Origin of the sequence: Kribbella sp. CA-247076, assembly GCF_050942445.1 — a bacterium.
In the GTDB taxonomy this organism is placed as follows: Bacteria; Actinomycetota; Actinomycetes; order Propionibacteriales; family Kribbellaceae; genus Kribbella.
The window spans coordinates 4,768,546-4,788,591 of the sequence record NZ_CP192051.1 but is presented as its reverse complement, the minus strand read 5'-3'; the positions used below and the strand labels follow the sequence as shown (position 1 = coordinate 4,788,591).

11 protein-coding genes are annotated in these 20,046 nt (G+C 70.8%); 7 read left to right on the top strand and 4 right to left on the bottom strand.

The window, feature by feature from the left end; all coding sequences use genetic code 11:
* Positions 1 to 19: 19 nt before the first annotated feature.
* The 3 genes from ACQPYZ_RS22500 (at position 20) to ACQPYZ_RS22490 (ending at position 4,140) form a co-directional block, all read left to right on the top strand.
* A complete protein-coding gene (locus ACQPYZ_RS22500; protein ID WP_433159317.1) occupies positions 20 to 514 on the top strand; it encodes a MarR family winged helix-turn-helix transcriptional regulator in 495 nt (164 codons plus the stop codon).
* A gap of 152 nt (positions 515 to 666) precedes the next feature.
* Complete coding sequence (locus ACQPYZ_RS22495) at positions 667 to 2,583, top strand: glycosyltransferase family 4 protein (protein ID WP_433159314.1); 1,917 nt, start codon at positions 667 to 669, stop codon at positions 2,581 to 2,583.
* A gap of 105 nt (positions 2,584 to 2,688) precedes the next feature.
* The gene (locus tag ACQPYZ_RS22490) at positions 2,689 to 4,140 is read left to right on the top strand and encodes a glycosyltransferase family 87 protein (protein WP_433169733.1); all 1,452 of its coding nucleotides are present in this window, start codon (positions 2,689 to 2,691) and stop codon (positions 4,138 to 4,140) included.
* Here ACQPYZ_RS22490 and ACQPYZ_RS22485 read toward each other — a convergent pair.
* Positions 4,137 to 5,066 carry a threonine ammonia-lyase gene (locus tag ACQPYZ_RS22485; RefSeq protein ID WP_433159311.1) on the bottom strand — a complete coding sequence of 310 codons (930 nt, stop codon included), beginning with the start codon at positions 5,064 to 5,066 and terminating at the stop codon, positions 4,137 to 4,139. The two genes, ACQPYZ_RS22490 and ACQPYZ_RS22485, sit on opposite strands and share 4 nt — an antisense overlap.
* A 26-nt stretch (positions 5,067 to 5,092) precedes the next feature.
* Entirely contained in the window at positions 5,093 to 5,941 is an 849-nt protein-coding gene (locus ACQPYZ_RS22480) for an ATP-grasp domain-containing protein (protein WP_433159308.1), read from the bottom strand.
* A gap of 101 nt (positions 5,942 to 6,042) precedes the next feature.
* On the opposite strand from ACQPYZ_RS22480, the gene ACQPYZ_RS22475 reads away from it, so the two are divergent.
* Genes ACQPYZ_RS22475 through ACQPYZ_RS22465 form a run of 3 tightly spaced genes read left to right on the top strand, consistent with a single transcriptional unit; the run spans position 6,043 to position 8,353 of the window.
* Positions 6,043 to 6,741 carry a response regulator transcription factor gene (locus ACQPYZ_RS22475; protein WP_433159305.1) on the top strand — a complete coding sequence of 233 codons (699 nt, stop codon included), beginning with the start codon at positions 6,043 to 6,045 and terminating at the stop codon, positions 6,739 to 6,741.
* A complete protein-coding gene (locus ACQPYZ_RS22470) occupies positions 6,738 to 7,871 on the top strand; it encodes a sensor histidine kinase (RefSeq protein WP_433159302.1) in 1,134 nt (377 codons plus the stop codon). The genes ACQPYZ_RS22475 and ACQPYZ_RS22470 overlap by 4 nt, the downstream gene beginning before the upstream one ends.
* Positions 7,868 to 8,353, top strand: a complete 486-nt coding sequence (locus ACQPYZ_RS22465; protein WP_433159299.1) for a hypothetical protein — start codon at positions 7,868 to 7,870, stop codon at positions 8,351 to 8,353. The genes ACQPYZ_RS22470 and ACQPYZ_RS22465 overlap by 4 nt, the downstream gene beginning before the upstream one ends.
* A 186-nt stretch (positions 8,354 to 8,539) precedes the next feature.
* Here the strand turns inward: ACQPYZ_RS22465 and ACQPYZ_RS22460 are convergent, their stop codons facing one another.
* Both ACQPYZ_RS22460 and ACQPYZ_RS22455 read right to left on the bottom strand, forming a co-directional pair.
* Positions 8,540 to 8,719, bottom strand: coding sequence for a hypothetical protein (locus ACQPYZ_RS22460; RefSeq protein ID WP_433159296.1), 180 nt, complete (start codon positions 8,717 to 8,719; stop codon positions 8,540 to 8,542).
* A gap of 98 nt (positions 8,720 to 8,817) precedes the next feature.
* Positions 8,818 to 10,473, bottom strand: a complete 1,656-nt coding sequence (locus ACQPYZ_RS22455; RefSeq protein WP_433159293.1) for a bifunctional 3'-5' exonuclease/DNA polymerase — start codon at positions 10,471 to 10,473, stop codon at positions 8,818 to 8,820.
* Positions 10,474 to 10,777: 304 nt separating this feature from the next.
* Between ACQPYZ_RS22455 and ACQPYZ_RS22450 the strand changes: the two genes are divergently transcribed.
* Positions 10,778 to 20,020: a right-handed parallel beta-helix repeat-containing protein gene (locus ACQPYZ_RS22450; protein ID WP_433159290.1), complete on the top strand. Its 9,243-nt coding sequence runs from the start codon at positions 10,778 to 10,780 to the stop codon at positions 20,018 to 20,020.
* Positions 20,021 to 20,046 lie beyond the last annotated feature (26 nt).

Genomic DNA, 20,046 nt, shown 5'->3' with positions numbered 1-20,046 from the left:
GGGAAGATATAGTGGCCCGGTGGACCATGTAGCGCGGATCCAGGCGGAGTGGCAGGTCGAGCGGCCGGACGTGGACACCGGTCCCCAGGGAGTCATCGGCCGGCTGCACCGGATCGCGAACCATCTGACCGGGGAGCTGAACCTGGTCTACGCGAAGTTCGGGCTGACCGAGGGCGAGTTCGACGTCCTCGCCGCGCTGCGCCGAGCGGGTACGCCGTACGAGCGGGCGCCCGGCGAGATCGCGCTGCACACGATGGTCACCACCGGCGCGGTCACCAAGAGAGTCGACCGGCTGGAGCGGGCCGGGCTGGTCGAGCGGCGCCGGAGCGACGCCGACGGGCGCGGCCGGGTGGTCCGGCTGACTCCGGCCGGGCGCCGCCTGTTCGACCGGGCGTTCACCGCCCACATGGCCAACGAACGCCGGCTGCTCGAAGCCTTGACTCCGGACGAAGCAGCCCAGTTGCAGCACTTGCTCACCACCTGGCTGGCTGTCCTGGAGCCGCCGGCCGGCTGATCCGGACCGCGGTCACGCCAGGTTGCGATCCGGCCACAAGTGAACCTGGCCGTAACGAAACACGGGTTGTTTCTATTATTTCCGTGAAATCGTGCAACGCTTCCTGAGCCCGGCACGTTTCGCCAGTGCCGCTACTCAGCGAAGGAGAGCGCATGAACGGCCCTCACGTCGTCATGCTCGTGGCCAACGACATCACCAACGACACCCGCGTCCTGAAGGAAGCGATCGCGCTCGGTCAGGCCGGCCGGCGGGTGACGTTGCTCGGTGTGTCCGCGTCCGACCGCCCGGTGATCGACACGATCGACGCCGGCGTCGTGATGATCCAGCTGCCCGGCCGGTTCCTGCTGCGCAACGAGCGGATCCGGCGCCGGGGCGCGCGCCGCGGAAGGCGCTTGCTGACGACCACGCAGCCGGAATCGTTGCAGGCCGCTCGGATCGCCGCGCGGCTGGCCGACCTGACGGCGGAAGCCGGCCACGCGCTCACCCTGCGCCGGGCCGGGGCGATCGGTCCGGTCGCCTTCCGGGCCGGGCAGGTGCGGCGGGGGGTCCAGCGGCAGCGGTGGTTGCGGTCGGGGAAGGGCACCGCGGTGCGCAACTGGCTGGCCGACTGGGAGGGACGCAACGCCGCGGACCTGTGGCAGAAGTGGGACGGCTGGCTGTCCCAGCGGCGGTGGCCGGTCGACTGGCGCAAGGTCATCCCCGAGGCGGACGACTACGAGGCGATCTTCGCCAAGGTCCTCGACCACCTGCTGCCCGACGTCCTGCACGCGCACGACATGCACGTGATCGGAGTGGCCTCCCGGGCCGCCGGCCGGGCCGCCCTGCGCAAGCGGGTCGTGAAGGTCGTGTACGACGCCCACGAGTACGTTCCCGGCTTGTCGACGTACCCGCCGCGGACGCCGCGGATCGTCGCGGCCTGGGCGCAGCACGAACGTGAGTACATCCGGACCGTCGACCGGGTCGTCACCGTGAGTCCCGCGATCGCGAAGACGCTGCAGCGGCGCCACAAGCTGGATCGCGAGCCCACCGTGGTGATCAACAGCCCGGCGCTGGTCGAGGCGAACGCCGCGGTGACCGACATCCGCACCGTGATCGGGCTGGGCGCCGACGTACCGCTGATCGTCTACAGCGGTGCGATCACCCGCGCCCGGGGCGTGGAGACCGCGATCGCCGCCCTCCGGCAGTTGCCGGGCGTCCATCTGGGCGTGGTGTGCGTGCCGACGACGCGGATGAAGCCGGTCGACGAGTTGCGCGCGCTGGCGGCCGAGCTGGGTGTGACCGGGCGGGTGCACTACCTGGACCCGGTCTCACCGCACGACGTGACCGCGTTCCTGCGGACCGCGGACCTCGGCCTGATCCCGATCCTGCGCTACCCGAGTCACGAGATGGCATTGCCGAACAAGGTCTTCGAGTACACCTTCGCCGGGCTGCCGGTGGTGACCAGCGACATGCCGACGCTGCAGGAGTTCGTCGGCCGGACCGGGATCGGCGAGGTGTTCGAGACCGCGAACCCGGCCGACCTCGCCGCCGCGGTCGCCCGGATCCTCGCCGACCCGGCGCCGTACCGGGAGCGCTGCGCGGCGCCGGAGCTGCGCCGGGACATGTCCTGGCAGGCCCAGGCCGAGCGCCTCCGGGCCCTGTACGACGACCTGCTCGGGCCGGTCGAGCCGCCCGGGCCGGTCCGGCCCCGCCTGGTGATCGGGCCGCTGGACGGCAGCCGGGTGCCAAGCGGCTGGGCGGCCTCGATCGACGAGGCCGAGGTGACGCGCCGCCGGCTGAGCCCGGCCGACCTGAACGGGATCACCCACCTGCTGATGGAGGACTGGAACTCCCTGCTCGGCAGCGAGACCCTCACCGAGGACCTGATGCTGCTGGCCGCGGCCCGGGTCAAGCACGGCGTGATCGTCTACGCGAGACCGGATCGCACCGAGCTGCGCCGGCGGATCCGGGCCTACAACGGTGCGGTGTTCGTCACCGACCCGGTCATCGCCGAGCAGATAGCCGGCACCGTCTACCTGCCCCCGGGCGAGGACGGCGTCGAGGTGCTCCGGAAGTTCATGGCCGACTGAGCGGGTCCGGTCCGCGTTCGATCCGGGGCGCCCGGAGGGCTTGCTGGCGGCGCCGGGGAGCGGTGGGTAACCTTCCCTGGTCGTCGGTCGAGCGGATAGGAGATGATGCCCCCCGTGACCGGACCACGTAGCCAGGACGCGCAGGACCGGCTGACCCCGTCGGAGGCCGACCCGTCCGTCGCCGGCCTGACCGTGGGGCTCGGTGGGCCCGCCGGGCGGTTCGCCCGGCTCAGCTCGTCCTGGTGGACGCCGCTGCGCATCGCGCTGGCGGTGTGCACGGTCACCTTCGCGCTCGGCGTACTGCAGAAGGCCCCGTGCATGGAGGCCGGCTGGGACCGGCAGAGCTGGCGGCCGTTCAAGGCGCTGTGCTACTCCGACATCGGCTTCCTGTACCAGGAGCGGGGATTCGCGGAGGGCAACCGGCCGTTCCTGGACACCGGCAACTACCCGGTCCTGGAGTACCCGGTGCTCACCGGCGGGTTCATGGAGGTCGCGGCCCAGCTCACCTGGGTGATCACCGGCGACCCGGCGAACGACCTGACCGTCGAGCAGAAGCGCGACACCGCGGGCGTCTTCTTCCTGGTCAACGTGATCATGCTGTTCCTCTGCGCGCTGGTGATCGTCGGCCTCACCGTCGCCACCGCGCGCGGGGTGGAGAAACGTCCCGGCGCGGCCCGCGGGCAGCCGCTGGACGCCCTGTACGTCGCCGCCGCGCCGGTGCTCGCGCTGACGTCGACGATCAACTGGGACCTGTTCGCGGTCGCGCTCACCGCCGGCGCGATGTTCGCCTGGTCGCGGGGGCGGCCGATCTGGTTCGGCATCCTGCTCGGGCTGGGGACGGCCGCGAAGTTCTACCCGTTCCTGCTGCTCGGCCCGCTGCTGATCGTCTGCCTGCGGGGCCGCAAGCTGTGGCCGTGGTTCCAGGCGACCGTGGCCGCGATCTTCGCCTGGGGTCTGGTGAACGCGCCGATCTACCTGCTGGCGAAGAGCGAGTGGATGTCGTTCTGGACGTTCAACGACCAGCGGGAGAGCGACTACGGCTCGATCTGGTACGTACTGAAGCTGGCCAAGCACGAGGTCGCCGACGTCAACCAGCTGAACATCGTGATCTTCGCCGGGCTGTGCCTGTCGATCGCGATCCTCGGCCTGATGGCGCCGCGGCCACCGCGCTTCGCCCAGCTCGCGTTCCTGGTGGTGGCGGCGTTCCTGCTGATCAACAAGGTCTACTCGCCGCAGTACGTGCTGTGGCTGCTTCCGCTGGTGGCGCTGGCCCGGCCGCGGTTGCGGGACTGGCTGATCTGGCAGGCGTGCGAGTGCTTCTACTGGATGCTCGTGTGGCTGCATCTGGCCCAGTTCCTGGCTCCCGGGAACCCGGACCAGCCCGACCGGATCTACTGGCTCTCGGTGATCCTGCGGATGGCCGGCACACTCTGGCTGATGCTGGTGGTCGCACGCGACATCCTGCTGCCGGAGAACGACCCGGTCCGCCAGGGCGATGTGGTCGACGACCCGGGTGACGGCGTGAAGTCCGACGTCCGCGCCCTCGCGCCGGCTTAGAGCTTCAGCTTCGACACATCCAGGTTGCCGCCGCTGACGACGGCGGCGGTGGTGCCGGACAGGTGGACGCTGCCCTCGAGCAGGGCGGCGAACGGGGCCGCGGCGGCCGGCTCCAGGGCGAGTTTCGTGCGCGACATCACCAGGCGGGTGGCGTCCAGGAGCGACTCTTCGCGGACGCGGACGACGTCGTCGACGTACTGCTGGATGATCGGGAAGTTGCGCGTGCCGCAGACCGGTGCGGCCAGGCCGTCGGCGATGGAGCGGGCGGTCGGCAGCTTCTGCGGTGCGCCGGCGGCGAGGCTGCGGCTGACCACGTCCGCCTGCTCGGGTTCGATGCCGATCACCCTGATCTCCGGCTTGACCAGCTTCACCGCGAGCGCGACGCCGGAGATCAGGCCGCCACCACCCACCGGGACCAGGACGGTGTCGAGGTCCGGGCGGTCGGCGAGGAGTTCGAGGCCGAGGCTGCCGTGACCGGTGATCACGTCGTCGTCGTCGAACGGATGGACGCCGGTCAGCTTGCGCTCGTCGCGGATGCGCTCGTACTGCGCCATCAGGTCGCCCTCGACGAGTTCCACGGTCGCGCCGTACCCACGGGCCGCGTCGACCTTCGCCTGCACCGCGGTGGTCGCCATCACCACGGTCGCCGGGACGCCGGCGTTCCGGGCGGCCCAGGCGAGCGCGCCGGCCGCGTTCCCGGCCGACACGGTGACGACGCCGCGCTCGCGCTCCTCGGGGCTCAGCCGGAGCAGCTTCGTGAGCAGGCCGCGGACCTTGAAGCTTCCGGTCTTCTGGAACAGCTCGGCCTTCAGCAGCAGCGTGCCGCCGAACCGGTCGTCGAGCGCGCTCGAGGTCAGGATCGGGGTGCGGTGGATGCGGCCGGCGAGCTGGTCGGCGGCCTGCTGGATCTCCTCGAGCGTCGGCATGCCCTCGACTGTATTGGAGCCGCCTCTCAGAGCCGCGCGGCGACCGCCGTCGCGAGCTTCTCCGCCGCGGCCGGGAACTCGGGCAGGAACAGATACGGCTCGATCAGCTCGAGCTCCATCAACAGGAAGCGGCCGTTCACGACCACCCCGTCGACGCGCGCATACACCGGGGCCGGACCGGCCGCCGCCAGCGCCGCGCGAGCACTCTCGAGTACGTCGGCCGGCGGGTCGGTCAGTGTGGACACGCCGCCGAACATCACCTGGACCCGGTAGTCACCGTCGGCCGGCCGCTTGACGACGGCATGCGTGAACTCGCCGTCCACGAACATCAGCGACCATTCTCCGTCGGCCACGATCTCGGGCACGAACGGCTGGACCAGGTAGACCAGGTCCGGCAGGTCGTCGAGCGCCCGGCCGAGCTCCTCGGAGCCGGCGATGCCGCGGACCGTGTGCCGGGCGGCGGCGCTCACCGTGGGCTTGATCACGATCTCCTGGCCGTCCAGCCCCGCGACCACCTCACGCAGGCATGCCCCGGCCGCGACTTGGGACGGCACGATCGCCACGCCGCGCTCACGCAGCTCGACCAGGTACCGCTTGTCGCCGTTCCACCGGACCAGGCCGCTGTCGTTGAACACCGGTACGCCGGCCTTGTCGACCAGGCTCAGCCATTCGGTGAACTCGTCGTACCGCAGGTGGTAGTCCCAGACCGAGCGCAGCAGGACGGCGTCGTACGCCGACCAGTCGACGGACGGGTCGGTCCACACCTCGGCGACCGGGTCCAGACCGGTGGCGCGGAGCGCGTCGACGAGGGGCAGGTCGTGCTCGTGCAACCCGGGGTAGTCGGCCGAGGTCGCGAGGGCAAGGCGTTTCGTCACGCCGGACAGTGTCGGCAGGCCGCCGTCGGCCCGTCAAACTGCTTTACCGCGTCCGGTCGGTCACCCACCGTCAGTCCGTGCCGACGATCTACGCTCGTCCTGTGGCTACTCGTGTGCTCGTGGTGGACGACGACCCGACCGTCTCCAACGTCGTCTCGGCGTACCTGACCAAGTCCGGGTACGACGCCCGCGTGGTCGCCGACGGGGTCGCGGCGGTCGAGGTCTGGCAGCAGTGGAAACCGTCGGTCGTCGTCCTCGACGTCATGCTGCCCGGCCTGTCCGGGCTGGAGGTCCTGCGCCGGATGCGGGCCGCCGACGACGGCGCCGCGGTGATCATGCTGTCGGCCCGCGGCGAGGAGGAGGACCGCGTGGTCGGGCTGGAGGTCGGCGCCGACGACTACGTGGTGAAGCCGTTCAGCCCACGGGAGCTGACGTTGCGGGTGCAGGCGATGCTGCGGCGGGAGGAACGGCTGGCCGGGCTCGACCTGACGCCGACCAAGCTGAGCGCCGGGCCGATCACCATCGACACCGGCGCGCGGTCGGTCTTTCTCGATGGGCGGGAGCTGTCGTTGACCCATCGCGAGTTCGACCTACTCACGTACCTCGTGTCGCATCCCGGGAAGGCGTACACCAAGGCCGAGCTGCTCCGCCGGGTGTGGGGCTGGGACTTCGGCGACTCGTCCACGGTGACCGTGCACATCCGCCGGTTGCGGGAGAAGATCGAGGCCGATCCGTCGGATCCGAAGCTGGTGCTGACGGTTCCGCGGACCGGCTACCGGTTCGTGGGGGACCCGGGATGAACCGCGACACCGCGACGATCCTCGCGTTGACCACCCTGTGGACGCTGGTGGTCGCGGCCGTGGGCGCGCTGGTGCTGTGGCAGTTCCGGCGGCGGTCGTTGCGGACGGCGATGATCGTGGCGGCCCTCGTCCCGATGGCGGCCGCGCTGGCCGCCGTACTGCAGAGTGTGCGGGCGATGTTCATCTCGGCGCACGACTCGTGGGTGGTGCTGTGGACTCTGGCCTTCTCGGCGCTGCTCGGAGTCGGGCTGTCAGTGCTGATCGGGCACTGGGTGACTGCGGGCTCGCGTGACGTCGGCCGCCGGTTACGTCATCTCGGGACGTCGTACGAGCCGCCGGCCGCTGCGCCGACCGGGACGGTGCCGGCCGAGCTGGCGGCGTTGACGGACGAGCTGGAGCTCACGAGGATGAAGCTGGCCGCGTCGCACGAGCGGGAGCAGGCGCTGGAGGCGAGCCGGCGCGAGCTGGTGGCCTTCATGTCGCACGATCTGCGGACGCCGCTGGCCGGGTTGCGAGCCGTGTCCGAAGGACTCGAGGACGGCGTGATCGACGACGTGCCCGGGGCGTTGCGGCAGATGCGGGCGACGGTCGACCGGATGACCGGACTGGTGGAGGACCTGTTCGAGCTCTCGCGGTTGTCGTCCACGCCGGAGCCTCGGCGGCGGACGGCGGTGTCGTTGCGGGAGCTGGCCGACGACGTGGTCGGGGAGAACGCCGAACACGCGCGCGCCAAGGCCGTCGCGTTGTGCGTCGAGGCGCCGGGGGACGACCGGTTCGCCGTCGAAGGCGATCCGGACGAGCTGACGCGCGCGGTCACGAACCTGGTCGACAACGCGATTCGCCACACCAAGCCGGAGAAGCAGGTCACCGTGTCCGTCGATCGGGCGGCGGACGGCGGCGTGAGCCTGGCGGTGACGGACGCGTGCGGGGGAATTCCTCCGGAGGATCTGGACCGCGTCTTCGACGTCGGCTGGCGCGGTGACGCGGGCCGCACTCCCGCCCACGGCGGCGCCGGCCTCGGCCTGGCCATCGCCCGCGGCATCGTCGAGTCCCACCACGGAACCATTGCCGTCAGCAACGTTCCTGACGGCTGCAGCTTCCGTCTCGAGCTGCCCGCCGTACAGCCGTGAGCCTGACCTGGGTCCTGGTGCTGGTGGCGGCTGGGTTGTTGTTGCTCGGGGCGTACGCGAGCTGGACCGCCGGCCGGCTGGACCGGCTGCATCATCGCGTGGACAGTGCGCGGTCGGCGCTGGAGACGGAGCTTGCCCGCCGTGCTGCCCTGGTCGCCGAGCTGGCCGGCGCCGGGATCCTCGACCCGGCGTCGTCGCTCCTCCTGCTCGACGCCGCGCACCGCGCGCGCACCGCCTCGGCGGACGACCGCGAGCAGCGTGAATCCGCACTGACCCGAGCGATCAACGCCACCGGCACCGACGTCGAACCCTGGCACGGCGAGCTGAGCCTCGCGATGCGCCGCGTCCAGCTCGCCCGCCGGTTCCACAACGACATCGTGGTGTCCACCCGCGACCTCCGCCACCGCCGCCTCGTCACCTGGCTACGCCTGGCCGGCCACGCCCCCATGCCCACCACCATCGAACTGGAGGACGGCAGCTGAACGTCCCGGCCGCCGCGGGTGATGAATTCCCGACAGCAGAACACAGGATTGCAATGTCACGTTCCCCGCGGCGCGAAACTCGGCGGAGAAGCTTTGCCTTGACACGAGCTTCGGGAAACGCCACCTCTGTTCGGTGTAAATAGCAAGGCTCAAGGGAAAAGAGAAAGCCTGACGAACGCGGGTCTGCTAACGGGTGCGGCCGTTCATGCGCTTGGCGAAGCGCGCGGCTTCCCGGCCGCTCATGACGCCTCCACGGTCGATCCGCTGACCGGTTTCGATGTCTTTTCCGCGTTCCTTGGACTCTTTCTTGTCGGCCTTCTTTTCCTGCTTCTCGCGCTTGTCCGACGTTCCTTTGCCCCAACTCACCAGTGTTCTCCTCGTCTCGGTGTCGACGTAATTCGACCCTACAACGGCGTGAGGTCACGGATGGTCCGGATCAGCCTTTCGGCGGATATGGCGCGGACCTACTTCGCGTCGGCGTAGTTTTCTACGGTGGCGGTGGTGAAGGCGAAGTTGGTGGGGGTGGGGCCGAAGGTCAGGGTGCCGGCCAGGTTGCCGGCGGACTGGACGGCTTCGGCGACCTGGGGAGCTTCTTCGGTGGGGCAGTGGACGATGACTTCGTCGTGCTGGAAGAAGACGAGCTCGGCCTTCAGGTGCGCGATCGACTGGCGGAGGGCGGCCAGCATCAGCAGGGCCCAGTCGGCGGCGGAGCCTTGGACGACGAAGTTGCGGGTGAAGCGGCCGCGGGCCCGGGCGTGGCGGGCGTCGGTGTGGGGTTCGTCGGCGGGTGGGCCTTCGAGCATGGCGGCGTCGAGCGGTGCGCCGGCCGGTGGGCAGGTCCGGCCGAGCCACGTCCGGACGAGGCGGCCTTCCTCACCGGCCCGGGCGGCGTCGTCGACGTACTGGACCGCCAACGGGAATCGCTTGCGGAGCATGGCGAGGTTCTTCAGGCCGTCGCCCGAGGTCTGGCCGTAGATCGCCCCGAGGACGGCGAGCTTCGCCATCGCGCGGTCGCCGGCGAACGCCGCGTCCGACACGGCCTTGTAGAGGTCGCCCGGCGAGCTCGCGACCTCCATCAGCGCGGGATCGCGGGAGATGGCAGCCAGGATCCGCGGCTCGAGCTGGGAGGCGTCCGCGACCACGAGCCGCCACCCCGGGTCGGCGACGACCGCGCGCCGGATCACCTTGGGGATCTGCAGGCCGCCACCGCCGTTGGTGACCCACCGGCCCGAGACCGTCCCGCCCGGGAGGAATCCGGGCCGGAACCGACCGTCGTGGACCCAGTCCTGCAACCAGGACCACCCGTTCGCGGTGTAGATGCGGTAGAGCTTCTTGTACTCGATCAACGGCGCGACCGCCGGGTGGTCGATCGTCTCCAGCTCCCACCGCCGCGTCGACTTCAGCTGATACCCGGCGGCCTTGAACGCCTTGAGTACGTCGGCCGGCAGCTCGGGCCGCACCCGTCGGCCGAACGCCGCCGACACCTCGTCCGCCAGCTCGGTCAACCGCCGCGGCTCGCCCGTCCCGCCGAACCGCTCACCCAGCAGCTCCGTCAGCAGGGACCGATGCTCCGCGGCACTCCACGGCAGGCCGGCCCGGTCCATCTCCGCCGCGATCAGCATCCCCGACGATTCCGATGCTGTGAGCAACCGCATCCGATCCGGGTGCTCCGCGAGCCCGTGCCGTCGCAGCTGGTCGGCGTACACCTGAAGCAAACCCTCGAACGGGACCGGCTCCTCCTGGATGTCGAAGAGCGACGACTGCTCACCCGGTACGACGGCGCGCAGCGGCGGATCGGGTGGCACCGGATGCCCCGTCAACCGAGCCAGGGCGGCCGCCGCGGACCGTGGCTCACCGAGCCGGCCCTCGTGGCCGAGCAGCAGGCCCTCGCTGTTCTCGACGTCGTAGCACCGCTCCACGCGGACGCCGCTCTCGAGCAGCCGCGGGTAGATCTCCGAGGTCGCCCGCCACACCCACCGCGTCACTTGAGGACGGGACGCGACCGCGGCCGCGAGGTCGGGCTCGTGCAGCACAGGCCCGTCGGGTCGCCCGTCCGGACGCAGGGCGGCGAGCACAGCCCCGCCACCCTCTGCCGGCGCGATCGCCCACCGCTCGTCCATACCCCCGATCCTGTCATCCCGCACCGACAGAACCGTCCGCCCGGAAACAAGGGGATGAGAAAGCCTCTCATCTAGGTGAGAGTCTCCTCATGATGACTCCGGGCAGCGGTCCACGCTCCTAGGATCCGAGGCGTCGGGTGCGACCGGTGGGGGCCGGTTCCGGCAGTTGGGGTGGGGTTCACACAGCCGTTCGGCTGATCCACGGACGTGGTCCGCGACGGGACCGTCGGTGCTCCGGCAGCACGACGGGTCCCGGCGCTGCCGCACGCCCCGTGACGAACCCCTGGGAGAAGGGGGTTTGGTCATGTCGGATTCGAAGCAGACACGGCGCCGGTTGATCGCGGTCACCGCCGCCCTGACGGTTCTCATCGGCCTGGTCGCGGTCCCGGTGACGCCGGCCGCGGCCAGTTCGGTCTACGCGGTCACCACCACGGTCGACGCCGTGGACGCCGCCATCGGTAACGGGATCTGCGCGACCAGCGCCGGTGCCTGCAGCCTGCGGGCCGCGATCCAGGAGTCGAACGCCACCAGCGCCGCGGACACCGTCCACGTCCCGGCCGGCAGCTATGCCTTGACCCTGCCCGCGCAGGGGGACAACCTCGCCCACAGCGGCGACCTCGACATCACCAGACCGCTGACCGTGCTCGGTGCCGGCCCGACCGCCGTCACCGTGGACGCGAACGGCATCGACCGCCTGGTGGAGATTCATCCGGAGGCGGGCGCGGTCACGATCTCCGGCCTCACCCTGCGCGAAGGCGCGGACGAAGAGCTCGGCGGCGGCCTGCTCAACAGCTCCACCGGCACGGTCCGGCTGCAGAACGTCGCCGTCCGGGACAGCTCGGCGAGCGCGTTCGGCGGCGGGATCGCCAACGAGGGCACCGGCCGGCTGGACCTGACCGGCATCACCGTCGAGGGCAACCGGACCGACGGCGAAGGCGGCGGGATCTCGACCGGCCTGGGCACCCTGACCATCACGGGTACGTCGGCCGCGCCGAGCCGGATCGCGGACAACGAGGCCCGGACCGGCGGCGGCCTGTTCAACAGTGGCGAGCCCGGCCCGGACGGCCTGCCCAGCATCGCCACCATCTCCGGCACGACCTTCGAGGCGAACGACGCCCTCGGCGCCGGCGGCGGGGTGTTCGTCGGCCACGAGGGCGAGCTGGTCGTTGCCGACAGCACCTTCAAGGACAACACCGCGGTCGAGTACGGCGGTGCGGTCGCGGCCGTGGCGAAGACGACGGTCACGATCAATCGGGGTGCGATGGACGGCAACTCCGCCGGCGGATCCGGCGGTGGCCTGTTCAGCGACACCGAGCGACCCGTCGCCGTCACCGGCGTCACGCTGACCGGCAACACGGCCGGCGATCCGGTGTCGGGTGACGGCGGAGGTGGCGGGATCGAGGCCGGCGGCAGCGGCGCGGTCACGATCACCGGCGCGACCTTCACCGCCAACAAGGCGATCGCCGAGGGCGGCGCGCTGGCGACGTCCAACAACGGCTCGGTGACGGTTCGGGACAGCACGTTCCGGGACAACACGTCGACCGCGGGCGGTGGAGCGATCGCGAACAGCGGGATGCGTACCACCCTCGAGCGCCTCGCCGTCACGGGGAACCGGGCCGGTGCCGACGGCGGCGGCATCCTGAACGACGGCAGCGGCGACTTCACGCTGCTGGAGAGCACGCTCAGCGGCAACACCGCGGCCAGCGGCGGCGGTCTCGCCAACGAGGCCGACGGCGCGCTGCGCGTGGTCCGGACGACCATCTGGAACAACAGCGCCCGGCTCGGCGCCGAGGAGGACAGCGGGCTGGGTGGCGGTGTGTACGGTCTGGGCGACGCCGAGGCGACGTACGAGAACACCACCATCAGCGGGAACTACGCCCAGGTGCGCGGTGGCGGTCTGTACATCGACTCCGACTCCACCGTCTTCGTGAACAGTACGACGATCTCGCACAACACCTCGCCGGTCGCCAGCGGTGTCGGCGGCGAGGTGACCGTGCCGTCGGTCCCGATCGTGCCCAGCCCGTCGGTGATCTTCCGCAACTCCGTTGTCGCCGGCAACCGGATGGGGGCCGACTGCAACTTCGCGATCGGGTCCGAGGGTGGCAACCTGGACTCGGCCGACACCTGCTACTTCCGCGGCCCGCGGGACCGGAACAACGTTGGTGATCCACGGCTCGACGCGGTCGCCGACAACGGCGGCCCGACGATGACGCAGGCCCTCCAGGTGGACAGCTTCGCGGTGGACGGCGGGGTCTCGCCCTGCCCGCCGACCGACCAGCGCGGGATCACCCGGCCGAAGAACGCCCGCTGCGACAGCGGCGCGTACGAGCACGAGGGCCCGTTCGGTCCGCCGGACACGACGCCGCCGACCACGACGCTGATCGACCCGCCGACGTCGGTGGGCGAGACCGCGACGTTCCGCTTCGGCGGCACGGACAACGTCACCCCGCTGGGTGAGCTGCTGTTCGAGTGCCGCATCCTCAACAACGACCCGACCGACCCGCCGGATCCGACCGATCCGACCGAGCCGCCGGATCCCGAGCTCGCCTTCGTGGGCTGCCCGAACCCGTACGTCGTCCAGGCCGTCGAGGAGGGCCCGAACCGGATCGAGGTCCGGGCCGTCGACCGGGCCGGCAACACCGACCAGACCCCGGCCGTGCACGACTTCGTCGCCGGCGAGGACGGTACGCCGCCGCAGACGAGCTTCACGCTGACGCCGCCGAACCCGAGCAACGGCCGGACCGCGACCTTCGGGTTCACCGCGACCGACAACATCACCCCGCCGCTGTTGATCGAGTTCGAGTGCCGGCTGGACAGCACCGACGAGGAGGCCTGGGTCGAGTGCTTCAATCCGGCCACCTTCTCCAACCTGACCCCGGGACAGCACACGGTCCAGGTCCGGGCGATCGACGAGCTGGACAACATCGACCCGACGCCGGCGACGTACACCTGGACGGTCGCCTCGCCGGTCGACTGTGACGAGGCGAACGTGACCCTGGCCGCCAACGCCGACAGCTGGGTCGACGAGGAGAACCCGCTGGAGAACTTCGGCACCCTCGAGGACCTGACCGTTCGCTCCGACAGTCCGGGCGCGGACGCCCGCGCGCTGGTGCGGTTCGGTCTGCCCGGGACGATCCCGGCCGGCTGCGAGCTCACGTCCGCGACGCTGCGGCTGCACTCCGAGGGCGGCGACCCCGGTCGTACGCTCGCCGCCGTACCGATCGATGCGGCGTGGGCCGAGACCGGCGTCACCTGGAACAACCAGCCGACCGCGACCGGCACGCCCGTCACCGCGACGTCCGGATCCGGGTTCCGCGAGTGGAACCTGACCGCCGCGGTGACCGCGATGCTCGCGGGCGGGCCGAATCACGGCTTCCTGATCCGGGACACCGCGGAGGAGGCCGACCCGGCGGCGGAGCAGTCGTTCGCGAGCCGGCAGGTCGAACCCGACCCGAGCCAGCCGCCGGTCCAGCCGCAGCTCGTGCTGCGCTTCGACGGTCCGGGTACGCCGCCACCGCCGCCACCGGCCGATCCGATCCCGGCGACGGTCAGCTGTGGTCAGGTGCTGACCCAGAGCACGAAACTGCTCAACGACCTGACCGACTGCCCGCTCGACGGCCTGGTCATCGGCGCGCCGAACATCGCGGTCGACCTGAACGGTCACACCGTCGACGGCCCGGGCTACTTCCCGGACCAGCCGGGCTCGCCGGTCGAGCTGCCCGAGGACGGCCTGCCGGCCGGCGTCCGCAACGTCGGGTACGCCGGCGTGATGATCCGCAACGGCACGATCACCGAGTTCGGGTACGGCGTCCACCTGATGGCCGGGTCGCGGTTCGGCACCGTGGAGGGGCTGACCCTGCGCGGGAACGCGACCGCGGGCATCGAGCTGTCCGACGCCGACGACGGCCGCAACGGCAACAAGATCCTCGGCAACACCCTGACCGGCAACGAGATCGGGATCGCGCTGTACGACGACTCCGAGAACAGCGTGGTCGAGAACAACACGCTGACCGGCAACTTCGGCGTCGCTGTGCACGCCTGGTCCGGCAGCGGCCACCAACTGACCGGCAACCGGATCAGCGGGGTCACCAGCGACCCGCTGCTCGACAGCGACGGCGGGATCCGGCTGGAGGGGTCCACCGACAACGTGCTGGTCGGGAACACCGTGAGCGACACCGGTGACGCCGGCGTCGTGATCACGGCCGGCGCGCACCGCAACCGGGTCGAGGACGGCACGTTCAGCCGGACCGGTGACGCCGGCGTGGCGGTGGAGGAGTCGGACGGCAGCCAGGTGCTCGGCAATGCGGCGTACCTCGCCTCGGACAGCGGCGTCAGCCTGACCGGCGCGCAGTCGTCGGTCGTCCGCGGCAACGACGTCCGCTTCAACCCTGGCGGCGTCGAGCTGGACGACTCGTCCGACAATGTGGTCGAGGACAACGACGCCAGCCGGTCCACCGGCAACGGCATCGCGGTCAGCGGCGACTCGTTCCGCAACCGGATCCTGGCCAACACCGCGATCGCCACCGGTGCCGACGGCATCTCGATCATCGGCGAGGCCTTGGACGCGAACGGCGATCCCTCGGGCGGCAACCTCGTCCAGGGCAACGTCGCGCACAGCAACCTGGGCGACGGCATCTCCACCGCGGCCGGGCACACCCTGACCGGCAACCTGACGCACAACAACGCGGCGTACGGCATCCAGGCGGCCGAGCCGAGCATCGACGGCAGCGGCAACCTTGCCAACGGCAACGGCACCCCCGAGCAGTGCGAGGGCGTGGTCTGCGGCCCGGGTACGCCGGTGCCGCCGGTCCTGCCCGACCTGGTCGCGCCGAACACGAGCATCACCGCCCATCCGGCGGACCCGAGCAGCAGCCTGGGCACCGCGGTGTTCTCCTTCACCGGGACGGACGACGTCGCCCCACCCGGCGCACTGCGGTTCGAGTGCCGGCTGGACGGGCCGCCGATCGACCCGAACGACCCCGACGGCGGCGAGGGCTGGGCCGAGTGCCCGGACCCGACGAACTACGGGTTCCTGCCGGCCGGTGAGCACACCTTCGACGTCCGGGCGATCGACCCGTCCGGCAACGTCGACCTGACTCCGGCCTCCTTCACCTGGACGGTCGTTCCCGCTCCGCCGGGTCCGGACAACGTTCCGCCGAGTACGACGATCTACTCCGGCCCGGAGCTGGTCAGCACGAGCACCGAGGCGTCCTTCGGATTCCGTGGCAGCGACAACGCGACACCGGGCCCGAACCTGCGCTACGAGTGCAAGCTCGACGGCGGAGCCTTCACGGCCTGTGTCTCACCCAAGGCGTACGCCGGTCTCGCGCTCGGCTCGCACACCATCCAGGTGCGGGCGATCGACCTGGCCGGGAACGCCGACCCGACGCCGGCGACCCGGATCTGGACGATCGAGGCGCCGCCGCCGGACACCACCGCGCCGGACACGCTGATCGCTTCCGGACCGGACGCGAGCACGGTGGCGACGACGGCCACGTTCGCGTTCTCGTCCACCGAGCCGGGGTCGACGTTCGCGTGCGCACTCGACAGCACGACGACGTACGTGCCGTGTACGTCGCCGCGGACGCTGACCGGGTTGACGGTCGGTGACCACACCTTCCGGGTCCGTGCGACCGATGCCGCGGGCAACACCGACCAGACACCGGCGGCGTACAGCTGGACCGTCCAGTCGGCGCCGGTGCCGGTGACGGTCACCTGCGGGCAGGTGCTGACCCAGAGCAGCCTGATCACGAACGACCTGACCGACTGCCCGAACGACGGGCTGGTGATCGGGGCGAGTGGCATCACCGTCGACCTGGACGGATCGGTCGTCGACGGCATCGGCCAGGGCGTCGGCATCCGGAACCCGGGCTTCGACTCGGTCACCGTCACCGGTGGCACCGTGCAGGAGTTCGACTACGGCGTCCAGCTCACCGCCGGTACGGCGCTGGGCATCGTCGGGGCGCTGACCATCCGGCTCAACCAGGAGGTGGGCATCCAGCTGGTCGACGCCGACGACGGTGTCAACGGCAACATCGTCCGGGAGAACTCGATCGCCGGGAACGGCGCCGGGCTGAGTCTGGAGGGTGGCACGCAGGGTGCGGCCGTGCTCCGGAACACGATCGGCGGCAGCGCGCTGCACGGCATCCAGGTGCTCGGGGCGACCGGCAACACGCTGGAGGGCAACACCGTCACCGGGTCGAGCGAGAACGGGCTGCTGTTCGATGCGGCCGGCAACAACACGGTGGTGAGCAACTCGGTGACGGCCAGCGCCAAGAGCGCGATCCTGGTCCAGACCGGGTCGCACGCCAACCTGATCCAGGGCAACACCCTGCGCGAGGGCGAGGCCGGCATCGAGCTGACCGACTCCGACGACACGCAGGTGGTCGCCAACATCGCCAACCAGATGGACAAACCGGGCATCGTGCTCGAGCGCGCCCACGACACCGTCGTCCGCGGCAACGACGTCCGGTTCAACGGCGGCGGTATCGAGCTGCTGGAGGCGAACAGCAACCGGATCGAGTCCAACAACGCCAGTGAGAACTCCGACACCGGCATTTCCGTCGGCGCCCTGTCCCTGGGCAACGTTGTCCTCACCAACGATGCCGGCGCCAACGACTCGGACGGCATCTCGGTCGAGGCCGAGGTGCTGCCCGAGTCGGTCCTGCCGGGCAACCTGCTGGAGCGCAACACCGCGCACGACAACTCCGGCGACGGGATCACGGTGAACAAGGCCGGCCACACCGTCACCGCGAACAGCGCGAACAGCAACGACGGCTGGGGCATCTATGCGGAGATCAACAACGTCGACGGCGGCGGCAACCGCGCGGTCGGCAACACCGAACTCGCGCAGTGCTACAACATCGAGTGCAATGGTGGGCCGCCGGTGCCGCCCGAGCTGGCGCCGCCGGACACCGAGCTGCTCGAGTTCCCGGCGAACCCGAGCGGCAGCAGGTCGGCCGCGTTCATCTTCACCGGGATCGACGACAACACGCCGCTGACCGAGCTCGCCTTCGAGTGCCGGATCGACAACGGCACGTTCACCGACTGCGAGAACCCGCGGCTGTACTCCGGCCTCGCACCTGGGACGCACGCCTTCCAGGTGCGCGCCGTCGACCTGGCCGGCAAGGTCGACCCGACCCCGGCGAGCTACGCCTGGGTGATCGAGCTGCCACCGCCGGGGGTCCCACCGGACACCACGGTGCAGTCCGGGCCGCCGAGCCAGACGCCGCTGGAGGACGCGCTGTTCACCTTCGGCAGCAACGAGCCGGACACCACCTTCCAGTGCTCGCTGGACGGCGCCGCGTTCACCGCGTGTACGTCGCCGCAGGAGTACGAGGAGGTCGCATACGGTGCCCACGAGTTCCAGGTCCGGGCGATCGACCCCGAGGGCAACGTGGACGCGAGCCCGGCCGTGCACACCTGGACCCGGACCGGACCGCCGGTGGTCACCATCACCTCCGGACCGGCCGACCCGACCACCCAGAACGACGCGACGTTCGCCTTCACCGCGAACGAGCCGGTCACGAAGTACGAGTGCTCGCTCGACCTGGGCGCCTTCACCGAGTGCACCTCGCCGGTGACGTTCGAGGGTCTCGCGGTCGGCGACCACTCGCTGCGGATCCAGGCCACCGACCTGGACGAGCTGGTCTCCGGACCGGACGAGATGGGCGTGTTCGAGTGGACGGTCGAGCCGTCGCTGGACACGGTGCCGCCGCAGACGGCGCTGACCAGCGGCCCGGCGGCCTCGAGCGGTGACGCGACCTTCGTGTTCACCGGGACCGACAACGTCACGTCACCGCAGGGACTCACGTTCGAGTGCCGGCTGGACAGTGACGACGAGGCGGACTTCGCCGAGTGCACGAGTCCGTACACCTACCCGAACCCGGACTTCCCCGAGCCGCTCGCGGCCGGGCAGCACACGGTGGACATCCGGGCGATCGACGTCGAGGACAACGTCGACCCGACACCGGTCCGGCACACCTGGACGTACACCGGTGACACAGTGGCACCGCTGACGGCGTTCGTCAGTGGCCCACCGGCCACGACCACCGCGACCGAGGCGACGGTCACCTTCGCCGCCGACGACCCGTTCGCCACCTTCGAATGTTCGCTGGACAACGCGGCCTTCGAGGCGTGCGAGTCGCCGCACCAGGTCCAGAGCCTCGAGCCCGGAGCGCATACGTTGCGGGTGCGGGCGACCGACCTGTCCGGCAACACCGAGGCGACGCCCGTGGTCCGCAGCTGGACCGTGGTCGCCGCTCCGGAGACGACGATCACGTCCGGACCGGCTGCCACGACGACGAGCACGACCGCGACGTTCGCGTTCAGCTCCGACCAGGCCGGATCCACCTTCACCTGTTCGCTGAACGGCGCGGCCTTCTCGGCGTGCACGTCACCGGCGACGTACACGGTGGCGGGTGGTCTGCACGAGTTCGCCGTACGGGCGACGAACACGCTCGGGCAGGTGGACGAGTCGCCGGCCGAGCACACGTGGACGGTCGACGCCCCGCCGCCGACCCCGCCGGAGACGACGATCACCGGGCAGCCCGACGCGACCACCTCGGACACGACCGCGACGTTCACGTTCACGGCCGACCAGGCGGGCTCGACGTTCGAGTGCTCGGTGGACGAGGCGCCGTACGCGGCCTGCACCTCGCCGGTCGGCCTGACCGGGTTGGCGATCGGTGAACACACCTTCTCCGTCCGCGCCACCGATCCCGGCGGCGAGGTGGACGCCAGCCCGGCCGACTACGAGTGGGACGTGACCGCGCCCGCTCCGCCGGACACGACCATCGGTACGGCACCGTCGGCCAGTACGACGGCCACGACGGCGAGCTTCACGTTCTCCGCCACGAAGGCCGGCTCCACCTTCCGGTGCTCGCTGGACGGCGCGGCGGCGACAGCCTGCACGTCGCCGGTCAACCTCACCGGCCTGGCGCTGGGCAGCCACACCTTCCGGGTGCACGCGGTCGACCCGGACGGCCTGGTGGACGCGACTCCGGCCGTGCACACCTGGACGATCACCACCCCGGCACCGGTCTGTACGCCGACCACGGTCACGGTCGGCGCGGTGGCGGACAGCTGGCTGCTGCAGAGTTCGGGCGGTCAGAACTACGGCACGGACTCGGTGCTCAAGGTCGACACCAAGTCCGGTGCAAACTCCCGGGCCGTGGTCCGGTTCAACCTGCCGGAGGTCCCGGCCGGATGCCAGATCACCGACGCCAAGCTCAGGCTGTACGCGACGTCGTACAAGTCCGGGCGGACGCTGCAGGCGATCCGGCTGAACGGGCCGTGGACCGAGACCAACGTGACCTGGAACAACCAGCCGGCCACCACCGGCGCGGCGGCCACCGCGGCCTCGCCGACGTCCAACCGGTACGTCGAATGGGGCGTGGTGTCGCAGCTCCAGAGCATGTACGCCGGCAGCAACTACGGGTTCCTGGTCCGGGACGCCGCGGAGAACGGCGGCGGGCTGGACCAGGGGTTCCACAGCCGGGAGAAGGGCACGGACAACCCACCCCGCCTGGTGATCACGTTCGGATGAGAAACCTCGGTCACCGGTGTGCGATC

Bases quoted from the DNA above. Each gene is read 5' to 3' on its own strand.
- ACQPYZ_RS22450 (WP_433159290.1), top strand. From the start codon at position 10,778: ATGTCGGATTCGAAGCAGACACGGCGCCGGTTGATCGCGGTCACCGCC.
- ACQPYZ_RS22455 (WP_433159293.1), bottom strand. From the start codon at position 10,473: ATGGACGAGCGGTGGGCGATCGCGCCGGCAGAGGGTGGCGGGGCTGTG.
- ACQPYZ_RS22495 (WP_433159314.1), top strand. From the start codon at position 667: ATGAACGGCCCTCACGTCGTCATGCTCGTGGCCAACGACATCACCAAC.
- ACQPYZ_RS22490 (WP_433169733.1), top strand. From the start codon at position 2,689: ATGCCCCCCGTGACCGGACCACGTAGCCAGGACGCGCAGGACCGGCTG.
- ACQPYZ_RS22485 (WP_433159311.1), bottom strand. From the start codon at position 5,066: ATGCCGACGCTCGAGGAGATCCAGCAGGCCGCCGACCAGCTCGCCGGC.
- ACQPYZ_RS22470 (WP_433159302.1), top strand. From the start codon at position 6,738: ATGAACCGCGACACCGCGACGATCCTCGCGTTGACCACCCTGTGGACG.